The following is a 20,671-nucleotide window of genomic DNA, read 5'->3' as shown; positions in this document are numbered from 1 at the left end:
TGAGGGAAAATTAAGTTAAAAGTATCAAATACCCTCAATATTTCGGAGGATCAATGGAAAATATTAGCCCTATTGGAATAGGTAATGAAGGTCGTCAGGTTTTCTGGAACGCTCATAGCTTTGAGCCGTTCCTTTTTCTTTTTACTGCCATAGCCATGGCTATATTTGCTTATGGTGTTTACAAACGCTGGAAGCTGTGGAAAGCGATGGGTAAGGATGAAATCCGCGTGGACGAACTTCCGGCAAGAATAAAAGCTCTCATTATGAACGGACTTTTACAGGTCAAGACATGGAAAGACGCTTACCCGGGAATTATGCATGGCTGCATCTTTTTTGGCTTTTTTGTTTTAATTTTCGGAGCAGCTTTTGATGCCGGAGAATTCCATATCACGGAACCTTTGTTTAGCTGGGCGTTTTTGCGCGGCAGCTTTTATCTGGGATTTTCCTTCCTGATGGATCTGTTCGGTCTGTTGGTTCTCATCGGAGTGTTGATGGCAGCTTTTCGCCGGTACGTTCAAAAACCGGATCGTCTCGGTTACAAAGGCACATCGGATAATACTACCGATGACGCCGTTGCTCTTTTGCTGATTGCCGGTATCATTATCACCGGATTCATCATTGAAGCTTTGCGTATTCACGCCACAAAAGATCCCTCCACAGGTTATGCAACATGGGAAACAGCTTCATTTGTCGGCTGGACTCTGGCCAATATTATTTCGGGAATGGATATTGAAAGTGCGAAAACGGCGCACAAGATATCCTGGTGGACACATACATTTATCGCTCTGGGTTTTATTGCTTACATTCCTTATTCCAGACTGCTGCATATCATTACAACACCGGCCAATCATTTCTTTGCAACATTGAAACCTACCGGATATGTAGAGCCGATTCGCGATATTGAAAATCAGGAGTCCTTCGGCGTATCGAAATTGGAAGAATTCACCTGGAAACAGATTTTTGATTCCGACGCCTGCACGAAGTGCGGACGCTGTCAGGATGGTTGTCCCGCTTATTTGACCGGTAAACATTTGTCTCCGAAAAAGCTGGTTCAGGATCTTAAAACTTACTGGCTGGAAAAAGCTCCTCTGGCGGCGGCCAAGTCTGTTGTTCCGGCAGCGGAAGGAGCGGAATCATCTGCTCCCGCTGAAGCTGCGGAAGGCGAGACTCCGGAAAAAGCTCTGGTGGGCGATGTTATTGATCTCAATACACTATGGGATTGCACCAACTGTATGTATTGCATGGAAAACTGTTCATCTTCGATTGAACATGTGCAGAAGATTATCGATATGCGCCGCTACAAAGTTCTGACGGAAGCGGATTTCGCTCCGGAGTTGCAATTGACTTACCGCAATATGGAAAACAACTCGAATCCCTGGGGTATCGGAGCTCATATGCGCGGTGACTGGGCTAAAGAACTGGGTGTTAAAACTCTGTCTGAAGATCCCAACGTGGAATATCTCTTCTACGTCGGCTGTTCCGGTTCTTTCGATGACCGCGGCAAAAAGATATCTGTTGCGTTTGCCAAGATTCTGCAGGCGGCCGGTGTCAGCTTTGGTATTTTGGGAACAGAAGAAGGCTGCTGCGGCGATTCGGCGATGCGCGGTGGTAACGATTATCTTTTCCAGTCTCAGGCTCAGGCCAATATCGAGATCATGAACGGCTATGGCGTAAAAAAGATTATCGCCATTTGTCCTCATGGTTATAACTGTATCAAGAAAGATTACCCGAACTTTGGCGGCAACTATGAGGTTTACCATCACACCGAAATTATCGCCGACCTGATTGCGAAGGGTAAGATTAAATTTACGCAGAAACTGGATGGGACATTCACTTATCATGATTCCTGTTTCCTAGGTCGCTATAATAAAGTTTACGATCAGCCCAGGAGTATTTTGAGTGCTATCCCCGGAACGAATCTTGTTGAAATGGAACGCAATCTCTCCAAGAGCTTCTGCTGCGGTGCCGGTGGAGCCAGAATGTGGATGGAGGAACATGGTGACCGAATTAATAATGCGCGTACCGATCAGGCTATCGCTGTAAACGCTAGCACGGTGGCTGTCGGCTGTCCATTCTGTCTGACCATGATTTCTGACGGAATCAAAGACAGACAGAAGACGGAAACAATGGTTGCTTTGGATATAGCCGAAATCGTTGTCAAGGCTATGGGATTGGAAGAAACTAAGGCTCCCGTTGATGTTTGCGCAAGTTAAGTAAATATTCAAAGTCATTTGTTTATTAAAGGCCCGGACTGATTTCAGACCGGGCCTTTTTTTATCAAAATACAAAAATGTGTTTGAATTTAAACGCCGGCGGAGTATAATGCCGCAACAAAAAAATTGAAATAGGGAGGGTAGTATATACTATGGCAGAAAATATAACTTATGAGAGCAAACCCTGGTTGAAATCATACGAAAAAGGTGTTCCGGAAAATATCAAGTATGGAGAACTGACCATGCCGGACTATCTGGAAAAATCGGCAAAAGATTTTCCTGATGATACAGCCATGGTGTTTGTAGGATATAAGCTGACATATCGTCAGTTCAAGGATCAGGTGGATCGTTTCGCCACCTGCCTGACGGAATTCGGAATCAAGAAAGGGGATGCCGTCTCGATTCTCCTGCCCAATAGTATTCCCTGCGTTGTCGCCTACTATTCTATCTTGAAGATCGGCGCCATCGTTGTCATGAATAATCCTCTCTACTCGGATCCCGAACTGGAACACCAATTCAAAGATTCCGAATCTAAAGTCCTCATTACCATTGATGCTCTCGGTAAGCGCATGATCGCTCTTCGGCCCAAGACGAAGATCAAACAGATCGTCTACATGGGCATCGGCGATTTTCTTAATCCGATAAAAAGATTTCTCGGGAAAAAATTAAAGAAGTTTCCCTTCGCTGATGTTCCGGCCACCCCTGACGTCTATCGCTGGATGGATTGCATTGCCAAGTATCAGCCCAATCCGCCGAAAGTAAAACTCACTTTCGACGATGTTGCCATGTACCAGTATACAGGCGGCACAACCGGTGTGTCCAAGGGGGTTATCCTGACTCATGGAAATCTCAGCAAGCAGGTACAGCAGATAGATGCTTGGTTCCCAACATTTAAAAAAGGAAAAGAAGTAATGTTGGGCGCATTGCCTTATTTCCATGTGTTTGGACTTTCTACAACCATGAATCTGAGCGTTTATATGGGATGGAATCAGATTCTCATTCCCCGGCCGCAGCCTGAACCTTTACTGCAGGCAATTAGGGAATACAAGCCGACCTTTACGCCCCTGGTTCCGACCATGTATATCGGTATGCTGAACCATCCCGATTTGAAGAAAACGGACATGAGTTGTATTAAAGGAGCTTTTTCCGGAAGCGCACCTCTGCCTGTCGAAGTAATTCAGGAATTCCAGAAACTCACGGGAGCCTACATTTCGGAGGGTTTCGGTATGACGGAAACCTGTCCCGTAACTCACATGAATCCTTTTAACGGAAAACAAAAAGTTGGTAGTGTAGGCCTTCCCTGCTCTGATACGCTGGCTCGCATTGTCGACCTCGATGACGGTGTAACTGATATGCCTGTCGGCAAACCGGGTGAACTGATTGTCAAGGGACCTCAGGTAATGAGGGGATACAAAGGAAAGCCTGAAGAAACAGCCAATGTACTGAAAGACGGCTGGATGTATACAGGAGACATCGCTACAATGGATGAAGAAGGCTATTTTTATATAGTTGACCGTAAAAAAGACATGATTATTTCTGGAGGTTATAATGTTTATCCACGCGATATCGATGAAGTCTATTACGGTAACCCCAAAGTTCAGGAAGCTTGCTCCATCGGTATCCCTGATTCGAAACGCGGAGAGAACGTGAAACTCTTTGTAGTTCTTAAAGAAGGTGAAACAGCTACAGCCGAGGAAATGATCGAATTTGGCAAGGCTCATCTGGCGGCATATAAGCTGCCGACGGAAGTTGAATTCCGAAAGGAATTACCCAAGAGTACTGTAGGAAAGGTGCTACGTAAAGAATTGCGGGCGGAAGAATTAAAGAAAAGAAAAGGTTAACTAACCAGAAATGCGGAGGCGTGATGATGGACGCCTCCGCATTTTTTTTGAAGAAAGGAAAAAAGTAGCGGACTATGGAATACAAAAATATAATTTTTAACGTTGAAGAGGAAATTGCGACAATAACTTTTAACAGACCTAAGGTTCTAAACGCCATGAATTTCGAAGTAATGACGGAAATTCTGGATGCGGTGATAACCTGCGAAAAAGATGAAAAAATAAAAGTACTGATTTTAACCGGTGCTGGAGAGAAGGCTTTCGTGGCCGGAGCAGACATTTCGCAGATGCAAGATTCCACATCAGTGGAAATTCTCACATTAATGGAACTGGGCCATCGTACTTTACGGCTGATTGAAACCATGCCCAAACCGTCTATTGCCGCCGTTAATGGTTTTGCTCTCGGAGGAGGTACTGAAATAGCTCTGGCCTGCGATATCCGGTTCGCATCGGAAAAAGCGGTTTTCGGTCAACCGGAAATTTTGATCGGAATTGTGCCCGGCTGGGGAGGCACTCAACGTCTGCCTCGGTTGGTAGGAATGGGCATAGCCAAAGAAATGATTTTAGGTGGTGGCCAAATTAATGCCCAGCGTGCTTATGAAATAGGGTTAGTCAATAAAGTTTGTCTGCCGGAAAATCTCGTGGAAGAATCCAGAAAATTCGCTTTAAAGTTGGCCAAACTTCCTCCCTTCGCTTTAAAGATGGCCAAGAACGCAATGAATTACGGATTTGATTTGCCATTGGATAATGCCAATAAACTGGAAATAAGCTGTATCGCTCAGTGTTTCGGCACTCAGGATCAGAAAGAGGGCATGAAGGCATTTCTGGAAAAAAGAAAGCCGAATTTTATCGGGAAATAAAAGTTAAGGCTTATTATTATAAGGGGGTCCTGAAGGTCTCGCTTTTACAATACGCCTCGAAGCTTCCGTCCAGCCCACTCAATATTATCTTTAATTAAAACGGTATTGAGCCAAGGGTTAATATTGTTTAACTAAATCGATAATACCATGAAACTATGCAAGACACATCATTTTGGCGACGTTACGGGATATGAGCTTGGTTATGGATACATAGGTAAGCCGTATATGACAACTATATTTTATTCCGTTGGAAATATACTTGTCGATACGGGATTGTCTCATATGAGGAAAGAAGTCTTGGAGATAGTTCGAAATAAAAAAATCGATTGTGTACTTTTAACTCATCATCATGAAGATCATAGCGGAAACGTAGCGGCCATCATGAAAGAAAAACAGATTCCAGCATTCGGTCATCCAAAAACTATCGAAAAAATGCGCGATGGTTTCAATATTCTCATGTATCAGCATCTGATATGGGGCAAGGCGGAAATAGCGAATATTCTTCCTTTGCCTCCTGTTATTGAAACGGAAGAATTTTCATTAATACCTATTCATGCGCCGGGTCACAGCAAGGATCACACGATTTTTTTCGAGAAGAATCGCGGCTGGTTATTCTGCGGCGATCTATATCTTGGTTCAAAGATAAAGTATTTTCGTGCCGATGAGAATTTAACAGATACTTTCAATTCCATCAGGGAAGTATTAAAGCTTGATTTCGAATCTCTTTTCTGCGCTCACAATCCAAGAGAACATGATGGTCGTTTAGCTCTTCAAAAAAAATTGGAGTATCTGGAAAATTTTTCTGGCGAAATCGCGCGTTTACTTAAAAGTGGAATATCAGAGAAAGAAATAATTAAAAAAATGTCGAAAAACGAGGTGCATTTTGTAAAAATGTTGACCTTCGGCAATGTCAGTTTAGAACAAATGGTTCGTAAAGCCATACAGTATGTTAATTCTACATCCAGTACGTCCTGTATGAATTAAAGGTAAATAAAGCTTGAAAAACTAGTATGATGTCCCTAGCGTTGAGTGAAATATCCGTTTCCCTTCTTGACATTTCTTATCATGGATGTCCCTAGGGCTGAGCCCTAGGGTTGAGTCATTCATGTTGAGAACGTGGCAATCATTTCTTTTAAAGCAAAATGCAAAATTTGGTATATTCCTTTTTGGGGTTGAGATCCTCTATTCCGGCGGATACATGGATTCGATCTCTTTCTCGAATTTCTTGCGAATAATTGACCGCTTGAGTTTCATAGTGGGGGTCATTTCGCCACTATCCTGTGACCATTCTTTCTCCATGAGGAGGAACTTCCTGATCTGTTCTACGCGAGCATAGTCTTTCATCTGCTCTTCAATCTCATGTTCGAATAGCTTAATTACTTCGGGATTTTTGATGAGTTCCTGGCGGTTGGAGAAGGAAATGTTTTTATCCTTGGCCCAGTTCTCCAATGTTGCAAAGGAGGGCACAATGAGGGCGGAGAGATACTTCCGGTTATCGCCTATTATTGCCACCTGTTCGATGAAGGAGGAGGTTACTAGAGTATTTTCGATGTTCTGGGGAGAGATATTTTTACCGCCGGAGGTCACGATAATGTCCTTGATGCGGCCTGTGATCTTCATGTACCCGTCATTGTCGATTTCGCCGATATCTCCGGTGCGGAAGAAACCATCCGGAGTGAAGGCTTCCTTGGTTGCCGCTTCGTTTTTATAGTATCCCTTCATGACTTGCGGCCCTTTGATTAGTATCTCACCGTCTTCGCCGATTTTGATGAGGGTGTCCTTTAGTGCCGGGCCAACGGTCCCGGGCTTGATTTTTTTAGGCTTGTTGCCGTTGGTTACAGGCGTGGTCTCTGTGAGTCCGAAGCCTTCGAGTACTCTGATGCCCATACCAAGGAAGAACTCGGCATCTGACACGGACAGCGGTCCGCCGCCTGACATGGCGCCCTGCAGTTTATCCATCCCAAGAGCTACCTTGAGTTTGCTGAAGATAATTTTGTCGGCCAGGTTATATTTGAACGCAAACCAGCCGGTCCTCTCTTTGTCGTTGCAGATATACGGCAGGTTTTCCCTGGCTAGCCCCATAGCCCAGTTGAACAGGGCCTTCTTTATTGGTGAGGCAACTGCAACTTTGGCAGTGATACCCGCATGAACCTTCTCATAGATGCGCGGCACGCTGACGAGGAAGGTGGGCCGTATATCCTGGAAATTTTCCAGGAGTTTCTCCGTGCTCTCGGCAAAGGCCACCTTATGGCCGAGAAAGATTGCGGTATAGTATCCAACAGTTCTCTCCAGGGAATGAGCAAGGGGAAGGAAGGACAGGAAGGTATGATCGCCTGAGAGGAATTCCGGATCGACTGCATTGAGCTGGTTTACGTTGGACACGAAATTCTTGTGCGTGAGCATGACACCCTTAGGATTGCCCGTGGTACCAGAGGTGTAGATGATGGTTGCCACATCTTCTATATTGATGGGTTTCAGCCTCTTTTCAAATTCGTCTTTATTTGTGGTTGCCTTGCCTTCCTTCAATGCCTCGGTCAGGGTTATGACGCCGGCGACGGGCTTATCGAGGTCGTCAAATATGATAATTTCCTCTAAGTTCGGAAGTTTTTCCTTGACCTTAAGAATCTTATCCATGTGTTCTTTGGCGCCGACAAAGCACTTCTTGGCATCAGAGTTGTCGATAATGTAGCGGGATTCCTCCGGGGAATTGGTTGCGTAGATGGGGACATTCACCGCGCCCACCGAGATGATAGCCAAATCTGCCATCCACCACTCATAGCGGTTGGGCGAGAAAAGAGCCACCTTGTCGCCGGGTTGGACGCCTCTTTTGATGAGGAACATGCCCAGATCCCTGACCATTTCGTTGAGTTTGTTCCAGGAGATTTCCTCCCATTTACCAGACTTGTTTTTGTAAATGACGAGCGTCTTGTCACCATACTGCTGAGCCCTGTTTTGAAAAATTGCACCCATCGACGTTTCTTGAAATTGCGCCATGATACCCGCCTCCTTTTGTCATAATAAATTTTTCTTAAATTACAAATGAGTACAGACTATTTCGTAATTGCCATTGATAAATAGTACAAAGAAACGGTTTAAATACTGATTACAGACTTTACATATTATACTTCACGAAGAAGCAGTTGAAAGGGATGAAGTAGTGTTTCACTAATTCAAGAGTATCATGAATCGTAATGGCTTTTTTATAAAGCCGCGAACATAGAATGTCAAGTTAAAAACATATTGGTTATAAAATTTGAGGTTGATTACCCTAGGGCGCCAGGGGTGTTTATTACGGATTGAAATATTGTATGAATTAGTAAAATTAGACAGACAACATTGCAGGAAAGTAAACGTTCAATGTTCTACGTTCAAAGTTATTTTTTAACCTAGAACGTTGAACTAAATTTATGACTTGGACACTATTTCTATCAGTGACGGATCGTAGTCTTTCGGTTTCTCATATCCCAGAAGATTCAGGAGGGTTGCCGCAATATTGGACAGGCCTTTTTCTTTGATATCCGCTATGCGATATTCTCTCTGATACAGAGGATCGTAAATTACAAAGGGAACAGGATTCAGTGTGTGCGCGGTCTTTACTGATTTTATACCCTTTTTGTCTATGGTGAACATCTCATCCGCGTTGCCATGGTCCGCCGTGATAACGGCAATGCCTTCCATCTTCTTGATGACTGCCAGCAGTTCTCCCACGCATTTATCCACGGTCTCCACCGCAATAATGGCTGCCTCCATTTTGCCAGTGTGGCCGACCATGTCGCCGTTGGGGAAATTTGTCCTGCCGAATTTGTAATCGCCGCTCTTGAGCAGGTCTATAACCGTATCCGTTATCTCTTTGGCCTTCATCTGCGGGGCGCGGTCAAACTCAATCCTGTCGGAAGGTATCTCCACATACTTTTCCAGGGATGCATCGATATACCCGGAACGATTGCCGTTCCAGAAGTAAGTAACATGACCGAATTTCTGGATCTCAGATACAGCAAAGGTTTTTACCTTCTCCGCGCAGAGGTATTCGCTGATAGTACGATCGATAGCCGGAGGCTGCACAAGAAAATGAGGAGGTATATGGGCATCGCCGTCATACTCCATCATGCCTGCGTAAAATATATCCGGAAGAGGTCCCCTGTCGAATTCAGAGAATTCCTTCTCGGAGAATGCCCTGGATATCTCAATGGCGCGGTCACCACGGAAATTGAAAAAGATCACGGCATCTCCGTCATTGATTGTCCCGTTGGGCATCCCCGAACCATCGGTTATGACGAAAGCGGGCAGATACTGATCCGTTGCCTTGGGATTTTCTGCGTAAAAAGTTTTTACCGCTTCGGATGCTGATGAAAACGTTCTGCCTATTCCCAGGACATGGGCATCCCATCCTCTCTTAACGATATTCCAGTCGGAATTGTACCTGTCCATGGTTACCTTCATGCGCCCGCCGCCTGAAGCTATGGCGTAATCGAGACCCTTTTCCCCCGAGATCTTTTTTAGTTTTTCCTCTGTAGGAATAATATAATCAAGCGCCGTCCTCTCTCCCACATCCCTTCCGTCAAGAAGGGCATGAACCCTGACTCTTTTTAAATTCAGTTTAGCGCATTTGTCGATCATGGTGAACAATTGTTCAATATGGGAATGGACATTCCCGTTCGATAACAGCCCGATGAAATGGACCGTCCCTCCATTTTGGGAACGCTTTACTATATTATCCCAAACGCTGGATTGAAAAATCATTCCCGTTTTGAGTGCCGTATTTACAAGACGGGCTCCCTGATCAAAGACCCTGCCGGCGCCTATGGCATTGTGTCCTACCTCGCTGTTTCCCATATCGTCATCTGACGGCAATCCGACTGCCGTACCGTGAGCCTTCAGCTGCGTGCATAGTTCTGATTTTAATAATTTATCAAGGTTAGGTGTATCCGCTCTAAAGACGGCATTCGTTTCATCTTCTTTTCCCATGCCTATCCCGTCCATGATAATCAACAACAGGGGGCCTTTTCTTCCATGAAAGGATTCTAATTTATTAAGACATAAAGACATTGATATACTCCTTTGTTACTAATCCAGACTGGAATATTTCATAGATTTCTTTATAGTTAAAAGTTGATACTAGGTCAAGAAAAGAGATGTAAACGCAGGGGCTGTTGACCGGGAGCGCATTCCCGTAGGGAGGCGTAATTATAAATAATCATCTTCCTTGCCGGAAAAAGCCAAAGGCTTTACAATGCGCCCATCTGTCCCGATAAAATCGGGATCGCGCTGCAAACCGCACCGCTCAACGTATTTTCATATACGCCTCGCGGTTCGGCTTTTTGCCCCGATAAACGGGACAGCTCAACTAACGAATTCCAGCTTACTGCATAACTGTAATTCTAGTTTCACTGCGCGCCTTGCATCTGAACATTTTTGAACAGCCCTATAACAGTGGATTTTTAAACAATCCCGCTGCCTCATATAAAATCATTGGAAAATATATCAATCCTCCAACGCCAGAGACATGCCTTAATTGAGAAGTAAAAACGGCTGAATTCAAACTTAACATATGATACCATAACTTATCTTTTGTTTTGCGGGTTTGCCTGTCGGTACACGCTGGTAAACTGGAAAAATACAGCGCATAAAAAAGAAATATTTTAATAACAAAGTATTCAAGCTCCGGTGTTGCCGCTTACATAAGTTTGCGGAATGGTCTTCCGAATAATGTGTTAAATAAAATATGTGATTAGTTATGCAATAATTTTATCTAATTTATTAGATGTTAGCGAATTTCCGATTTCTATTGAAAGGATTTTTATGAAGGTTTTAGTGACGGGATGTGCCGGTTTTATTGGCATGCATACCTGTTTACATTTGCTGAAAAATAGACATGAATTGATAGGGGTGGATAGTCTTGATGCGTATTGCGACGTAAATTTAAAACGAGCAAGACTGAAACAGATTAAAACGTTTAAAAAATTTACTTTCATAAAATTGGACATCGTCAATCATAAAAAAGTTGAAGGTCTATTCGATCAATTTGACATTCAACGAGTTATTCATCTGGCAGCGCAGACGGGTGTGCGTTACTCTATTAAGGATCCCTACTCTTATATCCGGAATAACGTGGACGGCTTTCTTAATATTCTGGAGGGATGCCGTCATCACAACATTGATCATCTGGTCTATGCGAGCAGTTCCAGTGTTTACGGCATCAATTCCGTCTTGCCTTTCTCGGAGAAGCAAAAAGCTGATCATCCGGTTAGTCTTTATGGAGCAACCAAAAAGGCCAATGAATTGATGGCTCACGCGTATAGTCATCTCTATAATCTTCCTGCCACAGGGTTGCGTTTTTTTACTGTTTATGGTCCATGGGGGCGCCCGGATATGTCTCCTCATTTATTCACAAAAGCTATTTTGGAAGGCCAGCCTATTGATTTGTTTAATAATGGGAAAATGCGAAGAGATTTTACTTATATTGACGATGTTGTCGAAGGTATAATAAGAATAACGGATAAACCGGCTACTCCAGATCTTGCATACAACTCCAAACGGCCCGATCCTTCCCGCAGCAGCGCGCCATATCGAATTTACAATATTGGAAATCATCAACCTGTGGAACTTCTGACATATATAAAAATTATTGAGAAAGCTCTAGGTAAAAAAGCAATAAAAAATATGTTGCCCAAACAATTGTGTGAGGTTCCGGCAACCTTTGCAGATGTAAGTGATTTAATGGATGCGGTAGGATTTGCACCTTCGACGCCGCTTAAGGAGGGTGTCGCAAAGTTTGTAAAATGGTATCTTGAATATTATGTATATAAGCGCACAAACGGCCTGGCAAGTATTTGATTATTTGCCAATCATTTTTGCGACGGCACGAAAAAGTCTTTGCCTGTTCAGGTAAATTTAAGCGAAGCAACGCTTAAATTTTTTCTTGTTTATTTTTTGCAGTTTTTAAATATTTTTCCAGTTCAATTTTCTGTTTTTTATTGTGATCACCAACGTTTTTGGAGGTCACAAGTATGCCGAAATCATCAAACACATTAATCTTGCCGTGGCCTAATATTCTTTCTGCAATCATATCGCCGACTAAATATCGATAATGATCATTATCGTAATAGTGCATATTATTAGTTGTTATGTAATTAAAACCGCTGAAATCATAAAAGTCGGTGATTGCAGAAAGTCTTTCTTTTATGGGAATAAGATCTAACGCATAGTTTAAATATCCCTGGATGCGTATTGGATTAAAAAAGAAGATCAGACGGAAATTATATTTTTTAGATAATGTGATCAATTCTTCAATTTGCCTGAATACGTCAGCAGTTATTGCTTTATCGTAGTGAAAAGGATTATATACAATGTCCTTGTCAAAATAGATCGGCTTTCCGGAAGTGACAATTTTCTTCTCGGCATTCATCCAGCATAAGTTAGTACCGCTTTCATCTAATGTAAACTTGTATTCTTGTCTACTCGACAATAATTTATTCTTGCCATTCGCTAATTCAAAAAGCTGCGGCATTCGAAAATAATACAGGTAAAAGATGCTGGTTAAGCTCTTCCCCGTTATATAAGGATGCATTTGCCTTAACAATGAATTTTCGTGTTCAATCTGAGTTCTGCTGAAAGAAAATTCATCCAATCCTATAACAACCAACTTTATTTTTACTTTTTTTCTTAAAAAAGCCTTAATAATCATTAAATGTTCAGAGGGAATTCCTTGATTATAGGACATGTTATAAAAATCACCTTTTTTTATCTTGCCGACATTAATAACGCCGCTACGAGATGAACCAAAGAGGAAGGAGTCAAATCGGTTAGGATAACGGAAAATATATTCGGGATTAAATATGTGCTGGTTAATTCCCTCCATAAATTTTACTTGGTTAACCTCTTTATCCGCACTAAAAAGACTTGAACGAATTGCATAGGTATCAATATAAACATTAATGAAAATGACAATTAAAAGAAATAGACTTGAGAGCGTTATAATTGTTATGAGCCAATTTAATTTTTTCATAATGCACTCATCAGAATTTAAAGTACAAGAATACGGTGGCCTGGTTCAAAAGAAGCAGACCACAGGCCATTAAGAACGCAATAGCAATGGCATTTTGACAGTTCGGCGAAAATTTTCCGAGAAGCTGGTTTGAATTTTTTGTAAACAGAACAAAGGGGATCAAGGCTACGCATAAAAAATAAGTAGTATTTTCCGCATCAGGAAGGTGTTCACGCCATTCGCCGAATTTAATGCCGATGATGGTGAGTTTCTGCCAGAAAGGATTTGATGCCTGATGAGGGGAGATAAGTATGCCGTTTAATCCGGTCATGCCCCTGATTATATTCAGAGCGTCATCCCAGTTTTTTGCGCGGAAAAAAATCCAGGCAATGTTTACAAAATTAAAGGTCAAAATCCAGGCTAAAACTTTATTTAAATGATAGCCGGTTTTCATCCACAATCGGTGCACAACCAGCGCCGTACCGTGCAGAAAGCCCCAAAAGATGAATGTCCACGCCGCGCCATGCCAAAAGCCGCCGATTAAAAAAGTCAGCATGAGATTGATCAGCGTCTGCCTCTCTCCGCTGCGGTTGCCGCCAAGAGGAATATAGATATATTCGCGCAGGAAACGGGAAAGCGTAATGTGCCAGCGGTGCCAGAATTCCCTTATATCCAGTGATTTATAGGGAGAATTAAAATTTGCCGGAATGGCGATATTAAAAAGGAGGGCAATGCCTATAGCCATGTCCGTGTACCCGCTGAAATCAAAATAAAGCTGCATGGTAAATGAAAGGCTGGTAAGCCAGGCCTCAGTAAAACTAAGTGCGGAAGAAGCGTCAAATCCGCCATTGGCTACTATTGCCAATGTATCGGCAATGGCTGTTTTCTTAAAAAGGCCTATTGAAAAAATAAAAATTCCACGACACAAATTGTCTATATTAAAATTTGATGCATATTTTGATTCCAGCTGCGGAATTATTTCTTTATGGTAAGTGATAGGTCCGGAAATTACGTACGGGAAGAAGGTTACGTAAAGGCAGTAGCTGACAAAATTATAACGAAATCCTCCGTGACGGTAAATGTCGGCAATCCAGGCAATTTGCATAAAAGTATAAAAACTGATGCCCAGAGGGACAATTATATTAAGCATACTAAAATGCGTTGAGAAAAAAGAATTGATGCTGCCTAGAAAAAAATTGGTATATTTAAAGAAAACCAGAAACAAAACATTTCCGGTAATGGCAATAAGGAAAACAATCTTTTTACGTTTACTGTCTGAGCTTTCAGTCGCATTGGACAGGACTAGACCGGTAGCATAGTTGAACAGCGCGGAAAAAATCAACACGCAAGCAAAATAGATATTCCATAAAGACATGAATGTCAGAGAAGAAATGAGTAAAAACAAACGTGCCCACGTTGCCGCAAAATATTTATTAATGCCAAAATAAATTATGGCAACCAACGGTAAGAAAATAAAAATAAAGGAATAGGAATTGAAAGTCATTAATCGATAATTTAAATAATGCAGGGAGTGTCTGTCAAACACTCCCTGCGTAAAATATTGATGATTTCCAAATCTGCTTTTGTCGCTATGCGCGTTCCAGTATCATGGACATGCCCTGTCCACCGCCGATGCAAAGAGAAGCGAGACCGCGCTTCAGATTCTTCTTTTTCATCTGCATGGCCAGCGTGAAGGTAATGCGGGCGCCGGAGCATCCGATGGGATGACCGATGGAAACCGCGCCGCCGTTGAGATTGCATTTTTCTCCATCAACTGCCAGTTCTTTCATACAGGCCAGCGCCTGCACGGCAAATGCTTCGTTGAGTTCAAAAAGATCAATGTCCTTTACGGTCAGATTCAGCTTTTTGAAGAGTTTGCGCGTTGCGGGAATCGGTCCCAGTCCCATATAAGCCGGATCAACTCCGCCGCTGGCAAAACCGCCGATTCTAGCTAAAGGTTGAAGTTTTAATTCTTTGGCTTTCTCGGCGCTCATAATTAAAACCGCAGCGGCCCCGTCGTTGATGCCGGAAGCATTGCCCGCTGTTACCGATCCGTCTTTTTTGAACACGGTGGCCAGCTTGCCCATTTTTTCCATTGATGTATCCATGGGACGTTCATCAACTTTAAATATTTTAGGATCGCCTTTTTTCTGCGGAATGACAACAGGAACGATTTCATCGGCTACTGCGCCGGAGGCGTTGGCTGCCCTGGCTCTCTGATGACTTTGAAAAGAAAATTCGTCCTGCTGCTGGCGGGAAATTTTGTAGAGAGCCGCTATATTCTCCGCGGTCAATCCCATGTGATAACCGTTGAAAATTTCATAGAGGCCGTCATAAACCATCAAGTCGGTAATTTGGGAGAAGGGCATGCTCATGCGGTATCCCCAGCGTGCCTGGGGAACGGCAAAGGGGGCATTACTCATCACTTCCATTCCGCCAGCGACGATAATATCGGCATTACCGGATTGGATGGCCTGGGTCGCCAGCGCGATGGCTTTCATTCCGGAAGCGCATACTTTGTTTACTGTATAGGCATTGGTTTCTTCAGGCATTCCGGCATAAATACAGGCCTGGCGGGCTGAGTTTTGTCCCAGTCCTCCCTGCAAAACATTACCCATGATTACTTCATCAACGTAAACAGGCTTCAGGGATTTATCATAGTCATAATATTTTTTGTTTATTTCTGTCATTTCAAAACTGCCTAAAGCGTCAGCGCGGCAGCTTCTGGAAAAATCATCAATTGCCGGCCTCAATCCCGCGCGTTTAAGCGCTTCTTTGATAACCAATGCCCCGATATCAACTGTTTTTACGTCTTTTAACGAGCCGCCGAATTCGCCTACAGCCGTTCGGGCGCCGCTTATAATTACTACCTCTTTCATTTTAAACTCCTTTCCTGTGTCATAATATTTTTAAAACCTGTTTATGGTTATTTCTTTCAAAAGTAAATCGGCTGCTGCTGCGTGTCCTGCGACAGACCAATGATCGTCGTAATCCAGATAAAACTTCCGTCCGTCCGGTGTCTTGCGGACAAAACTTTCAAAGTCAATGAATGAAACAGATTTTTTATTGTTTTCACTAAACTCACGCAAAACCCATCTCCGGTTGTCCGGTTTATCTTTAAGATATAAAATTGATTTGTCTGAAGTATCTATTATATAAAAATGGGCTCCATTGGCATCCTTGCGAAGACGGTTAAGGCAATATAAGCCAAACTGTTTGTGTTCTTCATCCAAAGCACTCTTGCCTGGTGCATCAATGGGCGGAGAAAAATCGAAACCAGCAGGTGCTTTGTCCGTGCTTAGAGAGGAGCTGATCCTTTTATCGAATAAACGCCGAAGAACGCGTGCGTGATAAGCCTTGACGTAGGAGCGACGAAATAATTTATCCCACGACCAGTAAGTTGATTGTTGACGTTCGACCATTGCCTGGAAATTCTTTTCATCATCAGGATGCGGATGATATTCTATATCATATTCAACGGCAGATGTTTTTTTTATGCCGCATAATAAATCATTGGGGCAAAAAAAATAAATAACCGCGACAGGCTTCAATATGTTTTTATATAATTCAAAAGACCGGATAATTGTATCCATATCCCATCCCGGCATGGCCAGATTGATGACCTGATAAGCGGGGTCTTTTTTTTGTAGTTGTTTTTCTATAATTTCCCCTACAGTTTGTTCCCATTGGACTCCCCAGCCAAAAGCAAATGAATCTCCGAGTATCACAATATTCTTTCGGTTTATAGACAAATCCCAATCCGGTCCGCGGAATCCATGAGAGTTTGTGTTCAATGTGTAATCAAGCTGTTTCGGATAGAATAAACGGACATTACGCAAATTCTTTTGTAGCGTATATCTGAGTTGGGGATGATAAGCGCCATAGATGCCTTGAACGGTAGGCCTTCTTATCTGGTAAACAGCTTCTTCAATATTGCGGATTTTCAGCAGCGGCAGAGTTATTTCCACAATAATAATGGCAACGCCAAGAGAAATGATCAACAATAGTATGTTGATTAAAAAGTTTAATATCTTTTTTCGAACTGATTTTTTTTCCGGACTGGGCATAGTCACAATTTTTCATTTTGAGTAATTTAAAATAATGTATATATAAAAGGAGCAACTGCCGATCCTTCAGCCAAAAACAACATTATGCCGATTATCAGCAGGAAAAAGATAATAGGAACAATCCACCATTTCTTCCTGACTTTTAAGAAATCCCATAGTTCTGATATTATTGATAATTTGCTCATGCCGGCTGATACTCCTTTAAATTTATTTTACTTAAAATTGCCGTTCATAATCGGATTTTAATTTACTCGTTTTTTCTCTGACAATCCAGTAGCTTTTTGCGCTTTTATCAATCTTCATATCCAGAAACTTTTTCCCGGTCAAGGAAGCGATTAATCCAGTCGGAGTTACAATCAGATAGAAGATAACGGCCATTATTACTCTGGTCATGATAAAATTCATGACCACGGCCAGAGCCATCCATGCCTTATAGATGGGTCTGAGTATGGAGGGCAGAATTAACCCCGTAATAAAGAAGGCTGCGGCCAGAAAAAAAATGTAATTGTAGTTATTATTTTTTTTCCATAAAAGAAAAAATCCGATAATAGACAGAATTATACCCATCGTAAATCCGAATTTTTTCCAGTCGGAATTATTGCCTTTAATATTTTTTATTTCTTCAATAATTGCCATTTTGTTAGTCGTTCTCGTATTTTTTCAGCCAGTTGATATCATTGTTCAGTGGCCTTTGCTTTTCTTTATTCAGCAGATAATTGCCCATAATTAGATAATCCATGTTGGTTCTCATAAAACACAGATAAGCATCCTGGGGTGTGCAGACAATCGGTTCTCCGCGAACATTGAAGGATGTGTTAATAATTACCGGACATTTGTGTTTCTCTGCAAATTTATTGATCATTTCGTAATATATGGAATTGCTTTCTCTGGTCACGGTTTGCACTCTGGCTGAGTAGTCCACGTGTGTTACTGCCGGGATGCTGGAACGCATTACATGCAGCTTATCCAATCCGAAATATTCCTGCTCTTCCTTAGTCATTGCTCTGCGGATATTCTCTTTAACCGGCGCTACTATTAACATATAGGGACTTTCACTGTCGATATCGAAGAAGTCGGCGGCTTTTTCCTGCAGTACACTGGGAGCAAAGGGGCGGAAGCTTTCCCGGAATTTTATTTTAAGATTCATAATCTCCTGCATTTTGGGAGAACGGGCATCGCCGATAATGGAACGGGCGCCCAGGGCGCGCGGCCCGAACTCCATCCTTCCCTGAAACCAGCCTATTGTCTTTTCTTGAGCTATCAGATCGGCAATGCTGGCGGGCATTTCCCCGGAAGATAACTTATTGTAAGGAATATTGTTGGCATTTAAATATTGAAGAATCTGATCATCGTTGTATTCAGGGCCGAGCAGGGACGCTTTCATAAAGTCTTTTTTATTGTCAGCTATCCGTTGATTATCGAGATATTGATACCAGACAAAAGAGCCGCGCCGAGAGCGCCACCGGCGTCACCGGCAGCCGGTTGTATCCATATGTTATCAAACGGTCCTTCCCGGAGAATTTTCCCGTTTCCCACACAATTAAGAGCCACTCCTCCCGCCAGACAAAGATTTTTCTGCTTCGTTTCGCTATGAATATGACGGGCCATCCGAAGCATCACCTCTTCTGTCACATCCTGAACGGAACGAGCCAGATCCATATCTCTCTGAGTAACGTTAGATTCCGGTTTGCGGGGCGGTCCGCCGAAAAGCTTCTCGAATTTTCTGTTGGTCATGGTGAGGCCGGTGCAATAGTCGAAGTATTTCATGTTTAACTTAAATGAGCCGTCCTCTTTTAAATCAATTAACTCCGAGAGTATCAAATCCTTATATTTAGGTGTTCCATATGGCGCGAGCCCCATAACTTTATATTCACCGGAATTGACTTTGAATCCGGTGTAATAAGTAAATGCCGAATAGAGAAGGCCCAGTGAGTGTGGGAAATGAATCTCGGAAAGAATTTGGATTTGATTATTTTTCCCGACACCGTAACTAGTGGTTGTCCATTCGCCGACGCCGTCTATTGTAAGAAATGCCGCTTCGGGAAAAGGTGAGGCAAAAAAAGCTGAAGCCGCGTGAGATTCATGATGTTCCGGGAAAATTATTTTGCCGTCATAGCATAACTCTTTTTTTATAAATTCCTTCATCCACAATTTTTGTTTTATCCAGAGTGGAATGGCCATGACAAATGATTGAATTCCGGATGGAGCAAAAGCCAGATAAGTTTCCAAAATGCGTTCGAATTTAATGAATGGTTTATCGTAGAAGGCAACGTAATCTAAAGATTCCCCGTTTATTTTCCCTTCTTCCAAACAATAATTTATTGCATTGGAAGGAAAAGAAAAGTCATGTTTCTTTCTGGTAAAACGCTCCTCCTGTGCCGCAGCGATAATTTCACCGTCACGCACCAGGCAGGCAGCGCTGTCATGATAAAATGCAGATATGCCTAAAATGTTCATGTTAAGTTTTCTTCTCACACTTTAAATGGCTATTTCGATAACATATTCAAGAAACTATTCAAATATAATTATTCAGCCATTTTGTTTTTTGAAGTATTAAACTGATTTAAAAATATATTGGCAACCCTACGATGCCCTTCCATATTCCAGTGCATATCGCCAGGAATAAAATAAGTATCCAGAATACCTCGGATTGCGGCCCTATCCTGACTTGGCGAAATAAAATACGGGAAATAGTTTATAAATTTAGCGTCAAACTTATTTGCCCAGTTTGACCAGAATTTAGACTGAAGTGAATCTAAATCATGATAAATAATCTGATCAGGCCATGGGTAAACGGCAATTGTGAGAATGATTTTTTTATCCCGGCAAAGATTAGCTAAAAGTTCCATGTTCCTGGCACTTTCAGCAAGCCCTGCCTTGCCAAATTCTTCGTATATTGAATTATCAATTGTCCATAAATCATCTCTAAGATTAACTGCGTCATAGTCATAACTGTAATCTCTGGAGAAAAATAAGTCATGAATTTTTTTAACTATAAGGTATGTCATGACAGTATCTCGCTTTAGAATTTGTTCAAGTTTTTGATAGACACCACGTTTATTTTTTATAGAAGCTCGATATTTTTCATTAAGAATGGCATCTATCTTTAGCTCCTCTTCTCTATCAATAACCTTGTTGCCACTGAGGCGATAAGATACAACTTCATCGTGAATATCGGAAATATCAATAAAAACTACAAGCTCATCAAACTTAAGCCCCATAGAATCAATCAGATGTTTGATTTTTGCATAGTATATCGCGGGAGAATAAGAACAAACGGCGGCATTTAGGACTTCTGTGTCTTTTTTTTGCATCGCACTGTCAATAATTCCAACAAAAGTATTTTCATAGGCGATTCCAACCCCTTCCGTGAATGAGTCACCTATGAATAAAATACGATAACGATCAGAAGTCAAAGACACTTCGCGAGGTCTTTTATCCCTAAAACCAAGTGAATTTGTAGCAATCGGATATATGATATTTCCCCAGGACGTTTTCGGGATATTTACATTGGGCTTAAGACCATGGTGATAATAATTCGATTGGATTCGATACTCTTTTTCGTGATTATTTTTTTTATATAATGATTTGAAATAAGATTTAAAAATATTTTTGCCGATGATATCAGTGGCCAGAAAAATAAGAAGCAGTAACACAATCATCGAAACCGTTGGATATTTGCAGAATATTTTATTGATTTTCATTGGCA

Annotated in this window: 13 protein-coding genes and 1 pseudogene; 5 read left to right on the top strand and 9 right to left on the bottom strand. The window is 42.1% G+C overall.

Annotation, left to right across the window (positions count from 1 at the left end):
- The first annotated feature begins 53 nt into the window (after window positions 1-53).
- The 4 genes from CVU62_02745 (at window position 54) to CVU62_02730 (ending at window position 5,895) form a co-directional block, all read left to right on the top strand.
- Window positions 54-2,213, top strand: a complete 2,160-nt coding sequence (locus CVU62_02745; GenBank protein ID PKN39135.1) for an iron-sulfur-binding reductase — start codon at window positions 54-56, stop codon at window positions 2,211-2,213.
- Window positions 2,214-2,365: 152 nt separating this feature from the next.
- Complete coding sequence (locus CVU62_02740) at window positions 2,366-4,054, top strand: long-chain fatty acid--CoA ligase (GenBank protein ID PKN39134.1); 1,689 nt, start codon at window positions 2,366-2,368, stop codon at window positions 4,052-4,054.
- Window positions 4,055-4,128: 74 nt separating this feature from the next.
- Window positions 4,129-4,911 (top strand): crotonase, encoded by a 783-nt coding sequence (locus CVU62_02735; GenBank protein PKN39133.1) that lies wholly within the window; start codon window positions 4,129-4,131, stop codon window positions 4,909-4,911.
- Between the two features lie 147 nt (window positions 4,912-5,058).
- On the top strand, window positions 5,059-5,895 hold the full coding sequence (locus tag CVU62_02730) for an MBL fold metallo-hydrolase (protein PKN39132.1): 837 nt from the start codon (window positions 5,059-5,061) through the stop codon (window positions 5,893-5,895).
- A gap of 198 nt (window positions 5,896-6,093) precedes the next feature.
- Here the strand turns inward: CVU62_02730 and CVU62_02725 are convergent, their stop codons facing one another.
- Both CVU62_02725 and CVU62_02720 read right to left on the bottom strand, forming a co-directional pair.
- Window positions 6,094-7,905: a long-chain fatty acid--CoA ligase gene (locus CVU62_02725; GenBank protein PKN39131.1), complete on the bottom strand. Its 1,812-nt coding sequence runs from the start codon at window positions 7,903-7,905 to the stop codon at window positions 6,094-6,096.
- Between the two features lie 411 nt (window positions 7,906-8,316).
- On the bottom strand, window positions 8,317-9,957 hold the full coding sequence (locus CVU62_02720; protein ID PKN39130.1) for a 2,3-bisphosphoglycerate-independent phosphoglycerate mutase: 1,641 nt from the start codon (window positions 9,955-9,957) through the stop codon (window positions 8,317-8,319).
- A gap of 753 nt (window positions 9,958-10,710) precedes the next feature.
- Here CVU62_02720 and CVU62_02715 point away from each other — a divergent pair.
- Entirely contained in the window at window positions 10,711-11,745 is a 1,035-nt protein-coding gene (locus CVU62_02715; protein PKN39129.1) for a hypothetical protein, read from the top strand.
- A 73-nt stretch (window positions 11,746-11,818) separates the two neighbouring features.
- Here the strand turns inward: CVU62_02715 and CVU62_02710 are convergent, their stop codons facing one another.
- The 7 genes and pseudogenes from CVU62_02710 to CVU62_02680 form a co-directional block, all read right to left on the bottom strand.
- Entirely contained in the window at window positions 11,819-12,916 is a 1,098-nt protein-coding gene (locus tag CVU62_02710) for a hypothetical protein (protein PKN39128.1), read from the bottom strand.
- Window positions 12,917-12,926: 10 nt separating this feature from the next.
- Window positions 12,927-14,399, bottom strand: coding sequence for a membrane-bound O-acyltransferase family protein (locus CVU62_02705; GenBank protein ID PKN39449.1), 1,473 nt, complete (start codon window positions 14,397-14,399; stop codon window positions 12,927-12,929).
- 85 nt (window positions 14,400-14,484) lie between these two features.
- On the bottom strand, window positions 14,485-15,774 hold the full coding sequence (locus CVU62_02700) for an acetyl-CoA C-acyltransferase (protein PKN39127.1): 1,290 nt from the start codon (window positions 15,772-15,774) through the stop codon (window positions 14,485-14,487).
- A gap of 30 nt (window positions 15,775-15,804) precedes the next feature.
- Window positions 15,805-16,962, bottom strand: a complete 1,158-nt coding sequence (locus CVU62_02695) for a hypothetical protein (protein ID PKN39126.1) — start codon at window positions 16,960-16,962, stop codon at window positions 15,805-15,807.
- Between the two features lie 216 nt (window positions 16,963-17,178).
- The gene (locus CVU62_02690; protein PKN39125.1) at window positions 17,179-17,598 is read right to left on the bottom strand and encodes a hypothetical protein; all 420 of its coding nucleotides are present in this window, start codon (window positions 17,596-17,598) and stop codon (window positions 17,179-17,181) included.
- Window positions 17,599-17,602: 4 nt separating this feature from the next.
- Window positions 17,603-19,419, bottom strand: a pseudogene (locus CVU62_02685) (hypothetical protein).
- Window positions 19,420-19,487: 68 nt separating this feature from the next.
- Window positions 19,488-20,666 (bottom strand): hypothetical protein, encoded by a 1,179-nt coding sequence (locus CVU62_02680; protein ID PKN39124.1) that lies wholly within the window; start codon window positions 20,664-20,666, stop codon window positions 19,488-19,490.
- Window positions 20,667-20,671: the final 5 nt, after the last annotated feature.

The sequence above is a fragment of the Deltaproteobacteria bacterium HGW-Deltaproteobacteria-2 genome (assembly GCA_002840505.1).
GTDB lineage: Bacteria > Desulfobacterota > Syntrophia > Syntrophales > Smithellaceae > Smithella.
Note: the sequence above shows the minus strand (reverse complement) of the source record. Positions and strands in the feature narration are given on the sequence as shown.

Bases quoted from the DNA above. Each gene is read 5' to 3' on its own strand.
- CVU62_02730 (PKN39132.1), top strand. From the start codon at position 5,059: ATGAAACTATGCAAGACACATCATTTTGGCGACGTTACGGGATATGAG.
- CVU62_02720 (PKN39130.1), bottom strand. From the start codon at position 9,957: ATGTCTTTATGTCTTAATAAATTAGAATCCTTTCATGGAAGAAAAGGC.
- CVU62_02690 (PKN39125.1), bottom strand. From the start codon at position 17,598: ATGGCAATTATTGAAGAAATAAAAAATATTAAAGGCAATAATTCCGAC.
- CVU62_02705 (PKN39449.1), bottom strand. From the start codon at position 14,399: ATGACTTTCAATTCCTATTCCTTTATTTTTATTTTCTTACCGTTGGTT.
- CVU62_02700 (PKN39127.1), bottom strand. From the start codon at position 15,774: ATGAAAGAGGTAGTAATTATAAGCGGCGCCCGAACGGCTGTAGGCGAA.
- CVU62_02710 (PKN39128.1), bottom strand. From the start codon at position 12,916: ATGAAAAAATTAAATTGGCTCATAACAATTATAACGCTCTCAAGTCTA.
- CVU62_02680 (PKN39124.1), bottom strand. From the start codon at position 20,666: ATGAAAATCAATAAAATATTCTGCAAATATCCAACGGTTTCGATGATT.
- CVU62_02715 (PKN39129.1), top strand. From the start codon at position 10,711: ATGAAGGTTTTAGTGACGGGATGTGCCGGTTTTATTGGCATGCATACC.
- CVU62_02725 (PKN39131.1), bottom strand. From the start codon at position 7,905: ATGGCGCAATTTCAAGAAACGTCGATGGGTGCAATTTTTCAAAACAGG.
- CVU62_02740 (PKN39134.1), top strand. From the start codon at position 2,366: ATGGCAGAAAATATAACTTATGAGAGCAAACCCTGGTTGAAATCATAC.
- CVU62_02735 (PKN39133.1), top strand. From the start codon at position 4,129: ATGGAATACAAAAATATAATTTTTAACGTTGAAGAGGAAATTGCGACA.
- CVU62_02695 (PKN39126.1), bottom strand. From the start codon at position 16,962: ATGCCCAGTCCGGAAAAAAAATCAGTTCGAAAAAAGATATTAAACTTT.
- CVU62_02745 (PKN39135.1), top strand. From the start codon at position 54: ATGGAAAATATTAGCCCTATTGGAATAGGTAATGAAGGTCGTCAGGTT.